Source organism: Streptomyces galbus (assembly GCF_005280195.1).
Taxonomy (GTDB): domain Bacteria; phylum Actinomycetota; class Actinomycetes; order Streptomycetales; family Streptomycetaceae; genus Streptomyces; species Streptomyces galbus.
In genome coordinates, this window is the sequence record NZ_SZPR01000017.1 from 151,627 (window position 1) to 165,163 (window position 13,537).

Annotated in this window: 8 protein-coding genes; all 8 read right to left on the reverse strand. The window is 75.6% G+C overall.

The features are described from left to right. Positions 1 to 59 precede the first annotated feature (59 nt). Positions 60 to 3,068, reverse strand: coding sequence for an FxSxx-COOH system tetratricopeptide repeat protein (gene fxsT, locus E4U92_RS20160; RefSeq protein ID WP_137301834.1), 3,009 nt, complete (start codon positions 3,066 to 3,068; stop codon positions 60 to 62). Positions 3,069 to 3,224: 156 nt separating this feature from the next. Next, positions 3,225 to 4,670, reverse strand: a complete 1,446-nt coding sequence (locus E4U92_RS20165; RefSeq protein WP_137302010.1) for an aKG-HExxH-type peptide beta-hydroxylase — start codon at positions 4,668 to 4,670, stop codon at positions 3,225 to 3,227. Further along, on the reverse strand, positions 4,670 to 5,878 hold the full coding sequence (locus E4U92_RS20170; protein WP_137301835.1) for an FxsB family cyclophane-forming radical SAM/SPASM peptide maturase: 1,209 nt from the start codon (positions 5,876 to 5,878) through the stop codon (positions 4,670 to 4,672). The genes E4U92_RS20165 and E4U92_RS20170 overlap by 1 nt, the downstream gene beginning before the upstream one ends. 144 nt (positions 5,879 to 6,022) lie before the next feature. Then, positions 6,023 to 6,199 carry an FxSxx-COOH cyclophane-containing RiPP peptide gene (gene fxsA, locus E4U92_RS20175; RefSeq protein WP_137301836.1) on the reverse strand — a complete coding sequence of 59 codons (177 nt, stop codon included), beginning with the start codon at positions 6,197 to 6,199 and terminating at the stop codon, positions 6,023 to 6,025. Positions 6,200 to 6,211: 12 nt separating this feature from the next. Then, positions 6,212 to 9,601 carry an SAV_2336 N-terminal domain-related protein gene (locus E4U92_RS20180; protein ID WP_137301837.1) on the reverse strand — a complete coding sequence of 1,130 codons (3,390 nt, stop codon included), beginning with the start codon at positions 9,599 to 9,601 and terminating at the stop codon, positions 6,212 to 6,214. 7 nt (positions 9,602 to 9,608) lie between these two features. Continuing rightward, a complete protein-coding gene (locus tag E4U92_RS20185) occupies positions 9,609 to 10,631 on the reverse strand; it encodes an AAA family ATPase (RefSeq protein WP_137301838.1) in 1,023 nt (340 codons plus the stop codon). A 108-nt stretch (positions 10,632 to 10,739) separates the two neighbouring features. Further along, positions 10,740 to 12,935 (reverse strand): VMAP-C domain-containing protein, encoded by a 2,196-nt coding sequence (locus E4U92_RS20190; protein WP_137301839.1) that lies wholly within the window; start codon positions 12,933 to 12,935, stop codon positions 10,740 to 10,742. Continuing rightward, the gene (locus E4U92_RS20195) at positions 12,932 to 13,507 is read right to left on the reverse strand and encodes a CU044_2847 family protein (protein ID WP_137301840.1); all 576 of its coding nucleotides are present in this window, start codon (positions 13,505 to 13,507) and stop codon (positions 12,932 to 12,934) included. The genes E4U92_RS20190 and E4U92_RS20195 overlap by 4 nt, the downstream gene beginning before the upstream one ends. Positions 13,508 to 13,537: the final 30 nt, after the last annotated feature.

Consider the following 13,537-nt stretch of genomic DNA (forward strand, 5'->3'; position numbering starts at 1 on the left):
TCGACGGCGACGGCCCGCCCCGGACCTCCGGGGCGGGCCGTCGCCGTCGGCGCAGCCGCTCAGGTCGCCTGGGGCTCGAAGTCCCAGTAGGGCCTGTTGCGGGCGCGGGCCGAGATGGTGTGCACGTGCTGCTTGCCGAGGGTGGCCTCCAGGTCGGACAGGGCCTCCTGCTCGACCTTCTCGGCCTGCTGGGTGTCGCGCAGACCGTGCAGGTCGGCGGCGTGCGCCACCCGGGCGGACAGCGTGAGCGGGTGGGTCCGGCCGAGCGTCTCGGTGGCCCGGGTGACGGTGTCCCGGCTGAGCCGGGCGGCGCCCTCGGTGTCCCCGATGAGGTTGCGCAGGGCGGAGGCGTTGAGGGCACAGCCGAGGGTGTAGGGGTGGTTCTCCCCGACCGCCGCGGTCATGTCGGCCAGCGCCCGCTCGATCACCACGTGCGCGTGGTCGCGCTCGCCGACGCTGCGCAGGACGAGGGCGTGGTTGGCCTGGGCGCCGGCGATGAAGGGGTGGTTGTCGGTGAGGAGCTGCTCGTACCGCGCGATGATCGACTCGCTGGCCTCCCGGGCCTGGTCGATGTCGCCGTGCTCGCGGGCGAAGCAGCTCTGGCTGACGGCGGCGGCCAGGGTCTCCGTGTGGTGGTCGCCGAGCTTGCGCTCGTAGCGTTCCAGGACCCTCGTCAGCAGGGACCCGGCCGCGGTGCGGTCGCCGCCGCGCAGCCGGCAGAGTGCGAGGTTGTGCTCGGCGCGCAGGGTCTGGGGGTTGTCGGCGCCCAGCACCAGACGGCACTCACGCACGTTCTTCGCCTGGATGGACTCCGCCTCGGTGTAACGGCCCAGCAGCCGCAGGCCGATGGCGTAGGAGACCTCGGAGAACAGCGCCCAGGGATGGCGCGCCTTCAGTAGTCGGCGGCGCAGCTCCAGCGTCGTCTTGTCGACGTCCAGGGCCTCCTGGTAGTGGCCGAGCAGCCGATGGGCGAATCCCAGGTTGTTCAGGGCGTTGAGGGTGCGGGAGTCCTCCTCGCCGAGGAGGTCGCGGTAGGTCGGGTAGAGCCAGCGGTAGAGCTCCAGTGCCTCGTCGTAGCGGGCGAGCCCCCACAGGTCGGCGCCCAGCCCGTTGACCGCCCGCAGGTAGTCCAGGTCGCGTTCGCCGCGTTCCTGGCGCAGGTGGTCGGCCGCCTCGCGCTCCAGGGCCTCGGTGCGCACGTAGTCGCCGGAGGAGCGCAGCAGGTTGGCGTAGTGGTAGATGAGTTCGTAGATCCTCGGGTGATGCTCGCCGAGGGAGGACCGCCAGGCGTGCAGGGCGCGCTCGCCGAGTTTCACCCCCGAGGTGTACTCGCCGACGAAGTACATGTAGCGCAGGCAGTTGAGCACCAGGCGCTGGACCTTGGTGTCCTGGCTGTTCAGGACGTCCGCGTGCTTGAGGTGCGGCACGATCTCGGCGTACGTGTCCCACAGGCGGGTGTCGGTGGCACGGCCGGGGTCGGCGGCCGCGAGGGCGCGCCGGACCACGTCGATGAACTCCCGACGGTCCGACTCCGGCATGTCCTTGCGGACGATCTGGTGGACCATGCGGTGCAGGTAGAGGGACTCGCCGGAGGACGCGCCCGGCTCGCCCGACGTCTCGTGGGACTCCAGGCGCACCACCGAGTACTGGCGTAGCTGGTTGATGGCCCTGTTCCACAGCAGCGGGTCCTCGAGCAGCCCGGCGAGCTGCTCGGGCAGGTCGTCGTGCGGCATCTCCTTCAGCAGCCGTACGGGGACGAATCCGGGCGCGAAGAAGGTGCACAGCCGCAGCAGGTCGACCGACTCGGGCACGGTCTCGCGGAGCTTGTTCAGCAGTATCGACCAGGCGGTCTGGAAGGCGAGCGGAAAGTCGGCGGACACCTTGACGACGTCCTGGTCGATGCCGCCTTCGAGCAGTTCGATGTAGGCCTCGACGGACATGTCGGAGTCGTTGAGCCAGCCGGCCGTCTGGTCCAGCAGCAGTGGCAGGTCTTCCAGGGCGGCGGCGAGCTTGTCGGCGTCCGCCTCCGTGAGCCGGGGCGCACGCCGCCGGATGAAGGCCACCGATTCGTCGCGGCCGTACACCGGCACCTGCATCAGCTGGCTGTTGTGCTCGCCCCACTGCGGGTTGCGCGAGGTGATCAGGACGTGGCCGGGGCCGGTGGGCACCAGGTCCCAGATCTGGTCGGGGTCGTCGGCTCCGTCGAGGATGAGCAGCCAGCGGGAGAACGGCTCGCCGCGGCGCAGCGCGTCGCGCACCGCGCGCAGCCGCTCCCCGTACTCGGCGCCCGTCGACAGACCGAGTTTGGGGGCGAGTTCGGCCAGCAGGCGGCGGTAGGACACCCGTTTCTCGGCGTTGATCCACCACACCACGTCGTACTCGGAGCTGAACCGGTACACGTATTCGGCGGCGAGCTGGGTCTTCCCGACCCCGGACATGCCGAACATCGTCAGGACGCCCGCGCCGGGCTCGCTGCCGTGCAGCAGGTGGTAGGCGTCGTTCAGGAGCGGCTCGCGGCCGGTGAAGCGGGTGTTGCGGCGCGGTACGTTGCCCCAGACCTCGGGCATGGCGGACGGGAAGCGCGGTGCGCGTCGGCTTCCGGCGGACTCCGGCAGTGGCTCGTAGTCCAGGTCCAGTCGCTCGACGAGTCGTCGTTCGGCCTCCTCCGGGCCGATGTTGACGAGGTCGGCGGGCGCGAGGACGGCGGTGGCGGCGGGGACCGGCGCCGTGGTCAGGGAGACGGCGGCGAACCGGGACGGGTCCGGGGCCACGACCTCGCGCAGCGCGGTGTTCCACTCCTCGTGGGTGCGGGGGCCCAGGAGGAAGTACCAGTCGCTGACGAGGATGAGGACGCGGCCCTCGGCGAGGCTCAGATCGCGCAGCAGGTCGGCCAGGGGGACCTCCGGGGGTGCGTCCCACCGCAGGTACACCACACGCAGGCCGCGCCGTTCCAGGCGGTCGCCGATCCAGGCAGCCCAGGCGCGGTTGAACCCGGCGAAGCTGATCGTGACGGTCTGGCGCACGGCCCCCCTCTCGGCTGACCCGACCGGCCTACGAGTTCCAGACATGCAGCGGCCTCCCGCACGAAATGGTAGAAGCTGGGCACGGCTCCGGGAAGGCGTGGGAACGCATCGCCGCCGACGCTCGTGGTTCGCATCCTTTCCCGCAAGCGCAACGATCTCCACCTCCCGACGCAACGTTCTGCGCCGGATGCGGCGGGGCGGTCACGCGAGTGGCGCAGGCAGGTCGCCGGGGAGCCGCTGGGACCACAGACGGCGTGCAGCGCTCACGTACTCCCGGGCCCGCACGGCGTGTGCCCTCGGGGCGGGGTGTTCGGCCATGCGGGCGTGCGCGTCGCCCAGGCGCTCGACGAACAGCCGTCCCGGAGGCGTGAGTTCGGCCGATCCGACGAGCGCGGGGAGGGCCGCGCCCACCTGGGCGTGGTAGCGCGCGAACTGGGCCCAGTCGGTGTCGAGGCGGGAGCGGTCCGTGCCGTCGAGCGCGCGGCGCTGGTGGAAGTCGGCCAGGGCGAGGTGGGCGTAGGCGCCCTGGAGGAGCCCGTCGTACGGGCGGGGGTCGGGTCGCCAGGGCGCGAAGTACCGTGCTCGGCCGTCGGCGTGGTGCAGCGGCAGGATCTCGCTCACCACGGCGAGTTTGGCGTGGTGGAGTTCGTGCACAAGCGTCGCGGCCAGGCGCGTGGCGTCGGGGGGCGTGCTGCTGAGGACGGCGCCGAAGGCTTCCCGCCGGGTGGCGCTGCAGGAGCCGCGGGCACGGTCGTCGTCCGAGGCACGGTCGGGCATGGCGAGCGGCACCAGGCAGCGCAGCAGGGTCGCCGCCTCGGTCAGCCGCCGCTCCCCGCCGAGCCGCAGTGCCGCCGCCGTGCCCGACCAGGCCGAGAGCCAGCGCTTGCGTCCGCCGTCGTCGAGGGTGGCGGGCCCGGTCAGGCCGTAGCACTGCGGGTCACCGTGCGCGGCGCGGTACGGGTCGAGGTCCTCCAGCGGCAGGGGCGGGTCGTCCGGCCGCAGTCCGGGCAGTGCGTACGCCGGTGTCCAGGCACGCGCGTCGGACCAGGCGCCGAAGCTGTCCTCCGGGACGACGCAGACGTCCGGCCCGCCCGGCCGGCGCAGGGTCAGCCGTCCGTGCCGGTGCACGGCGTCCACGCGCAGGGGCCCTGGGTGGTCGGTGCGCAGCGCTCCCAGGGAGGGCAGTACGAGCGCGCCGCCGTGCGCGGTGAGCCGTACGGCGAAGGGCACGCCGACCCGTACGGCGACCGCCGCGGCCAGGGCGCTGAAGTGGGCCAGGTCCTCCGCGAGTTCCCGCCGCCGTCGTTCGGGGTCGGCCGCGGGGTGTGCGGGTGCGAGGCCCTGCAGGCAGCGCCGGGCCCAGGGCCCGAGGAGCGGTCGGCACAGGGCGGCCCGGACGGGTGAGCGGTGTGGCGCCACGCCCGGTGCGCCGAGGGCCTCGGCCTCTTCCAGCAGAGCCCAGTCCTCATGGAGCCGGTGCCGTGCGGTGGGCGGGCACTCCGGGGACGCGTCGGCGGCCTCGAGGACGGCCCGCAGGAGCAGCAGCCGTCGGCTGTCCTGGTCGCGGACGAGCAGGGCGAGGGTGTCCGGGCCGCCTCCGGTGGTGCCGAGCTCGGCGAGGGCGTGGTCGGGGAGCGGCGGGAATATCACGGGGGGCCTCCTTCGGCCGAGGAGGTGGCCGGTACGGGGACCTCCTCGGTGAGCCGTCGCGCCACGTGCCGGATGAGGCGCTGGAGATCGGTGCAGTACACCGAGGGGTGGACGAAGCCGTGTCCGGCCCGGTAGCGGTGCGCGTACTGACCGCCGCCGCAGACGTGCAGGACGGGGCACGCCCGGCAGGTGGCGGCCAGCGCGTCCACGCCCGCCTGCCGGGCCGCCACCGCGGGGTGGCGCAGCGCCTCGTCGAAGGGGTGGTGGAAGACGTCGAGGCCGGTCTCGGCCGCGCCGTGGTAGGCCGACTTCAAGGAGTCGACCTGCTCGATCGACCCGTCGGTCTCCACGACGACCGTCTCGAACGGGGCGAGGCCGAGGGACTCCGTCGCGGCCGGCCGGCCGAGCAGCAGGGCGATGCACGCCTCGAACAGGCGGACCCGTGTCTCCCGCCGCCCGGCCCGCCACCAGCGGTCGAACACCGCGCAGAGCCAGTCGCCGTAGCGCTGCCCGTCGTGATGCGGCGGCGGGGCCGACCAGTTGCCGTGCGGCAGGAGCAGGTCCAGGGCCGGCGGCCGCAGGGCGAGGAGTGATTGGTACGTCTCGACCGGGTCCAGCGTCGGGTCGACGACGGTGAGGATGCCGGCGTACGAGGCCGGGAAGCGGTCGGCTAGCAGCCGGACGCCCCGGGACGCGGCCGGCCAGGAAGGGCGTCCCGCGTGGTCGACGCGTTGTGCGTTGTGGCGGGGCAGGCCGCCGTCGAGGCTGATGCCGACGCGGATGCCGGCGCCGGCCAGCGTGGCGAGGCGGGAGGCGGTGAGCAGCGTGGCGTTCGTCTGGACCGTCGCGTGCACCGTCGTCCCGTCGGGGACGCGGGCGCGGGCCAGGGCGGTGAATCGGGCGAGCGTGTCCGCTCCGGCCAGCAGGGGCTCGCCGCCGTGCAGCACCAGGGAGAGGTCCGTGGACCCGTGGGTGCGCGCGTGCTCGGCGATCCGCGCCGCGGTGCGCTCCAGTACAGCCTCGGACGCCGCCGCGGGACGGTCGCGCCAGGTGTGGTCGGGGCCCGCGTAGAGGTAGCAGTAGCGGCACGCGAGGTTGCAGCGGCCGTGCATCTTCACGATGAACTGACGGAACGGGAAGGGCACGGCGGGGGCGGCGGGACCGACGGGAACGGCGACACCGTGCGACACTCCGTCACCCCCCATGGCTCGGTCGTCTCTGGCCGCATTCCCGACCGGAGAACCGGCAAACGCCGGTCCGCTCCCGGCGGCGCGACCGGCCTGAACCGGCTTGCCCTGCGCAGGATTTGTCCGGATCCCGTCGCCCGCCGGGAGCTCGGGGGCGGGCCGTCAGAACGCGCTGCCGTATCCCCAGAGCATCTCGCCGGGCTGTGCGGCCCGCTCGCGGAGGTCGTCCAGGACCTCACGCAGCACCGGGTGGCGGATGGTCCGCAACTCGGTGAGGCTGAGGGCCAGGACGTCCGCGAACGGCTCGTCCGGCGTCGACTCGGCTGACTCCACGCTCATCCTCTCCTCAGGTCACTCCAGCTCGGCGAGCCTGCGCGCCGTCTCCTCGGCGTCCGGCTGCCCCGTGCTCACGCTGCCTTCCGGCAGGCGCTGCCACTCCGCTCGCGCCGCGCGGTATGCCTCGCGGGCCGCGCGCGGGCGGGCGGCCGCCTCATAGGTCCTACCCCGCCAGTGATGCGCCTGCGCGCACAACTCCACGGCGTGCCGGCGGTGCCGCTCGGTCTCGGCCTCCTCCTCGGCGTCCCGGGCGGCCTCGGCCGCGTCCCGGAAAGCGTCGACGGCCGCGTCCAGCCGGGTGGGCCGCCCAAGGCCCCGGTACGCTTCGAACTGCGCCTGCCCGAGCGCCAGGAGGGAACGGGCGGCCAGCAGGCGGTCGTCGGTCGCCTCGGCCGCCGCCAGCCCGAACAGGTGCTCGGCCTCCCGCAGATCGACCGGGTCCCCCCGGCCGTCGTAGCGCCCCATCAGCGCCCGCCCCAACAGCAACAGCCGGTGCGCGAGCCGCCGGTGTCCCGAAGGGGTCTCCGTCCGGCACTCCCGCAGGACGCGGATCGCCCGCGACAGCGCGCCCACCGCCCGGCTCCCGCTCTCCAGCGACGCCAGGCGGAGCAGGGTCTCGCCCCATTCGGCGAGGACGTCGGCGTGGGAGGGGGCGTCGCGGGACATGCCGTGGGCCGCCTGTTCGAAGCGGTCGGCGGCCGTGTGGAGGTCGCGCGGGTCGCCGGTCTCGGCGTGGCGGGCCACGGCGATGCGGCCGGAGCGCACCAGGAGCGCCGCGCGCAGGCCGCGGTCGCGGGTCAGGGGCAGGGCCTCGTCCACGCGGTCCTGGGCCTCGTCCAGCGGGCCGCCGGACGCCAGCAGCGCGTCGACCAGGTCCAGGCGGACGCGCACCCCGTCGCGCAGCGGCTCCCCGTGACCGGCCGCATCCAGCGCGTCCCGCAGTGAACGGGCCGCCAACTCGGCGTGGCTGCGGGCCTGTTCCGGGTCGGCGGTGGTCTGCGCCAGGCGCAGCAGGACGCGGCCGTGGGCGAGCGGGAGGTCGGGCGGGCGCCGGCGGCGGTCCGGCCAGGCGTCGGCGAAGGCCTCCAGCATCCCCACGGCGCCCTGCAGCAGCGCGCTGTCGCCGCCGAGGCTGTACTGGGTCTCCAGGGCCTCCACGCGCTCCAGGGTCAGCTTCAGCGCCTCGCCGTCGGCCAGGCCGGGCGCGGCGCACGCCACGGCGTACTCGCGGTCGGCCCGGCGCAGCAGGTCCAGCGCCGCGGCGCGGTCGCCGCGCCGCCTGCGGTCGACCGCGGCCGCGTGCAGTACGCGTGCGAGGACGGCCCGTTCCCGCAGGGCGTGCGGGTGGGCGACGGCGCGCTCGGCGGCCTGCTCCGCCTCCCGGAGCAGTTCGGCGCCGCCCTGCACCTCCCACAGCCGCAGCGTGCTGTGCGCGTACTGCGCCCACAGCACGGGGTCCCGGCCCGGCGGCCGTTCGTGCTCGGTGGCGCCGCGCAGGAGCTGCACGGCGTCGATGAGGTCCTGGACCATGCCCTCGTCGTCGAACCGGTCGACCAGCGCGCGGGCCCGTACGACCGCCTGGTGCGGCGGCCGGTCGCCGGCCGGCCGGTCGCCGGTGCGGCCCCCGACGGCCGCGAACTGCTCGGGCAGCGGCATGAACCGCCCCAGCACGCGCGCGGCGACCTCCGCGAAGGGCTGCGGCACGAGCGTCACGTCGCCGGGGTCCGCGCCGGCGCCGGACAGCAGGTCGCCGGGCGCGTACGGGCGTCCCGAGCCGCCGTCGCCGAGCTGGGCCAGGGCCAGCGCAGGGAAGTTGGGGCCGCCCTTGCCGTAGCGCTGCTCGATGTACTCCGAGCAGTGCTTGAGGACGAGGACCGCCTCGTCGCGGCCCAACGTGGACAGCAGGGCGTCCTGTACGTCGGGCTGCATCTCGTACCAGGGCACGCCGTCCTCGGCGTACGGCTCGCCCGCGCGCGTGACCAGGCCGCTGAGCAGCACCTCGGCCAGCTCGGAGGGGCCGGAGTCGGGCAGCATGGTGCGCTGCACGAGCTGCATGACCGGCAGGCACAGCGGGGCCGCCGCGAGGTAGACGGCGAGCCGGCCGGCGGCCGGGGAGGCGGTGGAGCGGAAGCGTCCGACGCGCTCGACCCAGGTGCGCGGGCGGGCGGGGCCCGCGGCGGGCGCGGGCGGCTGGTCGGCGCGGACCCAGCCCACGGCCCCGGCGACGGTTCCCGGACCGGCTCCCGACAGCAGCCGCGCCCACGCCCCCAGCGCCACCGGCTCCGGGGGCAGCACGGGCACGGGCAGACCGCCGCGGCGGGCCTCCGCGGGCGCCCCGGACGGGGTGCGCACCCGCAGCGCGGCGGCGCCGCCCAGCGTTTCGCCGCGGGTCAGCTCGCCGTACGTCACCGGAAGCCGGGTCCGGCTCCACAGGCGCTGCGGAAGGGGCTGGAGCACCGCGGCCGGTGCCTGGCGGGCCAGGTGGTGCAGCATGCGGTGGGCGCGGCCGCTGCGCCACAGCGGGCCCGCGCAGTCGCTGACCAGGAGGGTGATCCGGCGGCCGGTGGGGTCGCTGAGCCGGTCCGCGGAGTGCAGCGGCGCCGCGAGCGGGTCGGGGCTGCGGCCGACCACCGGGTCGCCTTCGGGTCCCTCGTGCAGATGGCTGACCTGGACGTCGCCGAAGGCCCCCAACTGGGCGAACACCTGCTCCAGTTCGGCGAACATCCGGTCCCACACGCGCATCGACGGCGAGGCGTCCAGGACGAGCTGGAGCCGGGTGTCGCCGCGGGTCACGGCGCGGTGGACGGGCATCACCAGGCCGCCCGCGCGGGCGCTCAGCTCGGCCGTCGCGGTCTCGTCCAGCTCCTTGCGCAACGGCGGCGCGGGGCTGCGGTAGCCCTGCAACGGGCGTAACGCGCGCTGGAGTTCCAGCGGCGCGGGCAGCACCGAGGCGGCGGGCACGCCGATGGGCAGCGCGGTGGCGCGCCCCGCCGTCCGCGTGCGTGCCGCGCCGCCGCGGGTCGGCGGGTACAGCGCGACCCGCCCGTCCGTCCCGGTGCCGTACGACGGTGCCGGCGCCGGCGGGTGCGGGCCGACGGCGTCGGAGGGGGCGCCGGGGGCGCGGTCGGCGGGCCGCTCGCCGGGCGGCCGGTCCTGCCGTACGCGCCCGCCGCCGGGCACCGCGTCCTGCTCGTCGGCGGCGTCCGCCGGGCGGGCCCAGCGGGCCAGCCACAGCGCGTCGCTGAGCCCCTCGACGTCGGGGTCCAGCCCCACCCGGCGGAGCCGCGCGACGAGTTCGGCGAGGGGGTCGGGAGCGCGGGCGGGGCCGGGCGGGGCGGACACCCCGGGCGCGGCGGTGGACGGGTCGGGGTCCGTGGGGCCGTGGCGTGCCGTCGGGTCGGCCATCAGTGCCTCACCTCGGGCGGTCGAGCCGCTGGATGAGCAGGTCGGCCAGGCGGTCGCGGCTGGGCGGGGCGGCCGCGTCGGTGAGGTAGATGGCGTTCAGGAGCTGGTCGGCGGCGAGGAGTTCGCTGCGCGAGCGCTCCAGGAACCGGGTGATGAGGTCGTCGCCCGCGCGGGCCGCCTCGTCGCCGAGGTGGGCGCGGACGAACGTGGCGAGCCGGTTGTGGTCCGGGCGGCCCAGCTCCAGGTGGATGCAGCGGCGCATCAGCGGGGCCGGGAAGTCGCGCTCGCCGTTGCTGGTGAGGACGACGAACGGGAAGGCCCGGCAGCGCACGCGTCCGTCGCGCACCCGCACCTTGGTGCCGTCCGCGGTGAGCACCTCGGCCTCGCCGTCGGGCAGCCGGTCGGCGATGCGCTGGAGCTCGGGGATCTGGAACTCGCCCTCCTCCAGCACGTTCAGCAGGTCGTTGGGCAGGTCGATGTCGCTCTTGTCCAGCTCGTCGATGAGCAGCACGCGCGGGGTGTCGGAGGGCAGCAGGGCGGTGCCGAGGGGGCCGAGGCGGATGTAGCTGCCGATGCTCTCCACCGCGCCGGGGCTGCCCGCGGCGCCGCCGTAGCCGCCCTGCGCGGCGATCTGGACGTCCTGGAGGCGGGCGATGGCGTCGTACTCGTAGAGCCCGTCCTGGAGGGTGGAGCGGCTGACGATGGACCAGCGCAGCACGTCGCCCAGCCCGAGTTCGTACGCCACCGAGTGCGCCAGGGTGCTCTTGCCCGCGCCCGGGCTGCCGGTGACCAGGAGCGGCCGGCGCAGGTACAGCGCCGCGTTGATCATCTCCAGTTCCTCGGCGCCCGGCCGGTGCAGCTCGGCGAGGTGGCGGTGGGCACCGAGCCGGCGGTCCTGGGAGCCGTCGCCGGGGGCCTGCGCGTCGCGCCCGGAGAAGTCGCGCCAGGGCGGTGGCGGGGGCAGCCGGTCCATCCCGTCGTGGGGTTCGCCGGCGCCTCGGTAGATGAGCCACTCATTGGAATCGGTCATGGTCCCCGGTCCTCGTCGTCGCGCGTCCATGGCAGCCGTCGAACCTGCATCACGTTATCGACCATCAGGTGGCCTGGTAAGGGGCCGAAGCGCGCGCGGGGGGCGGCCTCACGGCGCCTCCAGCAGGTCTCCGGCGCCGGGCAGGGGCCGGTGCGGATCGTCGTAGTAGAGCGCGATGCCGTCGGCCCAGTACGCCTCGGTGCGGCCCGCGCGCAGCTTCACGCGCATGGCGTGCACGACCTCGGGCAGCAGCTCCGCGCCGACGCCGTCGTCTATGGCCTGGCGCGCGCCCCGGTGGAACTCCCCGCACACGGTCTCGGACCGGCCGGACCGGCGCCGCCACAGGGCCACCCCGAACCCGGCGTGCACGATGCGCACCAGGGCCGCCGCGTCGTCCTCGTAGCGGTGCTCGCCGTAGCGGCACAGCACGGGGACGGTGCGGTGGGCGAGGGCGCGCAGGTCGGACACGGGCGGCACGGGCTGGCGCACGCCGTCGTCGCAGTCGAGGATCTCCGCGCGCGCGTCGTGCGTGTGCAGGCGGCGCCAGCGGTCCTGGCGCTCGTGGTGGTCGTCGGCCTCGTCGGTGCCCCACGCGCCGTCGTCGGGCAGCTGGTCGCGGTCCGAGCACCGCACGACGACCGGGCGCTGCACGCCCAACGGCGGCTCGCCCGGGTGCAGTTGCCAGGCGTCCACGGGCAGGCCGAGCAGCAGGTGGGGCAGGGCGGCCTGCAGCGGCGCGGGCCGGTCCGGCGCGTCGCAGCGGCGGAACGCCTCGGCGAGCGGTTCGGCGGTCTCGGCCGCGAGCCGGTCCCACGGGGTGCGCTCGGCCTCGTGCAGCCGCAGGACGTCACCGTCGGGGCGGGCCACGGACACGGACCAGTCGCAGCGGTCGGGTTCCCAGCCGCGCCGCAGCACCTCCAGCAGGACGGTCAGCCCGGGCGCCACGCGCGCGGGGGCGCGGGCCCCCGGCGGCGCGGACCGGTCGTGCCTCTCGGCCGGGACGGGAACGGCGGGCCCCCGCGTTCCGGGCCGGGGCGGGGCGCCGCCCGTGCCGTCGGGTGCGGCGCCCGGCCCGTCCGGGCCGTGACCCGGGGGACGCGCGCGCCGGCCCGCCCACTCCTCGCGGCGGCGGGCGAGGCTGCTGCGGTAGCCGCTGTCCAGACCGGCGGCGGTCTGGCGCACCCACTCCCACAGGGCCCGCTCGGCGGACTGCGTGCTGGGGGTGGAGTCCCGGTCGGCGCACATCACGCGCATCGCGTAGTCGAGGACCAGCTTGAGGACGCCGTCGTCCCGCGCGTTCTCGTACAGCAGGCCGAGGCCGTCGCGCCAGCCGCGCGGGGCGGGCAGGTGCTGCGGGAGCTCCAGGCCGGGCAGCGACTCCAGGATGTCCAGCAGGGCGCGGGTGCCCGCGGGCGGCGGCAGTTCGGCGAGCCGGCCGAGCAGTTCGGTGCGCTCGTCGGGGTCGAGGGTGCGGCCGGGCCGGGCGCCGATCCGCTTCTGCGCGTCGGCCCAGGTGGCGCCGCGGGAACCGGAGGGCAGTTGGCGGTGGCGGTGGTAGCGGTCGTGGGCGTGGAAGACGGCCTGGTAGACGTCGTCGTGCTCGGTGTTCACGGCGCCGCGCGGCGCGGGCAGGGTGCGCAGCCGCTCGACCCCGGTGGAGGTGCCGCCCTGGCCGTGGTCGGTGCGGGACTTCAGCACGCCGATGACCTCGCCGCGCTGCGGGTCGACGACGGGGCCGCCCGAGACGCCGTACGGCAGGTCGTTGTGCCCGAGGCGCATCTGCACGCCCGTCGTCCAGCCGCCGAGGGTGCCCTGGACCTCGATCGGGCCGTCCAGGATCTGGAGCTGGCCGCCGACCACGGTCCAGCCCGCGTACAGCAGCTTGCCCTCGCCGACGTACGCGGTGGGCCGCTCGGACACGTACACGCAGTCGTGGCCGACGGGTTCGCGCAGCCGCACCAGCGCCAGGTCGGGGGCGGGCCAGCTACCGGACGGGAGCTGCCCGGCCCGGTCGGGCAGGGTCGCCACCACCTCGCCCGCGACGGCGGATGCGGCCTGGTCGGGCCCGCTCTGGTGGATCACCGCGACATCGCCCCCCTCCCCGCCGTGCACGACGTGTGCGCAGGTCAGCACCCAGTTCGGGGCGATGAAGAATCCGCTGCCGAGGAAGGTGCCCGGTTCGTCAGGGGCATACCCGACCCCCGCGCGATGGATGCGCACGGTCGCGGCCAGGACGAGGTCACGCAGCGCACGGTGGGCCTCGTCGAAGGCGCCCGGTGCGCCCCCGTCGTGCCGGTGCGTCATGCCCCGCTCCCGCCGGAGGGACCGTCGGCGCCCCCGTGCACCGGGGCGCCGGGGGACGCGCCCGTGCGCCCCGGGGCGCCGGGGGACGCGGGGCCGGGGACCTGCGGGGTGCCCGGGTCGCCGGGGGGCGCGGGGTCGGGGCCCGGAGCGGCGTCCGGGTCGCCGGGGGGTGTGCCCGGGTGGGGCGGGGGCGGCGTGCCGGGGTCGGGCCGGGCGTCCGGGTGGGGCGGGCCGCCGTTCCACGTGAGGGTGACCGTGATGCCGGTCTTGGCCTCGCCGTCGGCGAGGAGGCCGACCACCTTCCCGGCCTTCGCGGTCAGCTCGATCCCGAACTCGACGCTCACCTCGTCGGGCCGCACGGCGCGCAGCGGCTCGGCCAGCGAGCGGGCGACCCCGGTGATCAGCGCGTGCAGGCTCTCCACGCTCGCCTCGACCCGCTCGGTGAACCCGGTGTCGCTGAACGACAGCTGCCCCGGCGGCGCGGCCAGCTCCTCGGCGCCGGAGATCCGGGCCCACACCGGTGTCCCGTCCGGCAGCGCGATGCGCGCTACCCGCGTCACGTCCTGGCTCATGGCGACTCCCCCGTCCCGCCTATGCTTTTT

What these genes read in the sequence shown, in the direction of transcription:
- E4U92_RS20180 (WP_137301837.1), bottom strand. Translation starts at nt 9,601, where the DNA reads ATGGCCGACCCGACGGCACGCCACGGCCCCACGGACCCCGACCCGTCC.
- E4U92_RS20190 (WP_137301839.1), bottom strand. Translation starts at nt 12,935, where the DNA reads ATGACGCACCGGCACGACGGGGGCGCACCGGGCGCCTTCGACGAGGCC.
- E4U92_RS20195 (WP_137301840.1), bottom strand. Translation starts at nt 13,507, where the DNA reads ATGAGCCAGGACGTGACGCGGGTAGCGCGCATCGCGCTGCCGGACGGG.
- fxsA (WP_137301836.1), bottom strand. Translation starts at nt 6,199, where the DNA reads ATGAGCGTGGAGTCAGCCGAGTCGACGCCGGACGAGCCGTTCGCGGAC.
- fxsT (WP_137301834.1), bottom strand. Translation starts at nt 3,068, where the DNA reads ATGTCTGGAACTCGTAGGCCGGTCGGGTCAGCCGAGAGGGGGGCCGTG.
- E4U92_RS20185 (WP_137301838.1), bottom strand. Translation starts at nt 10,631, where the DNA reads ATGACCGATTCCAATGAGTGGCTCATCTACCGAGGCGCCGGCGAACCC.
- E4U92_RS20170 (WP_137301835.1), bottom strand. Translation starts at nt 5,878, where the DNA reads ATGGGGGGTGACGGAGTGTCGCACGGTGTCGCCGTTCCCGTCGGTCCC.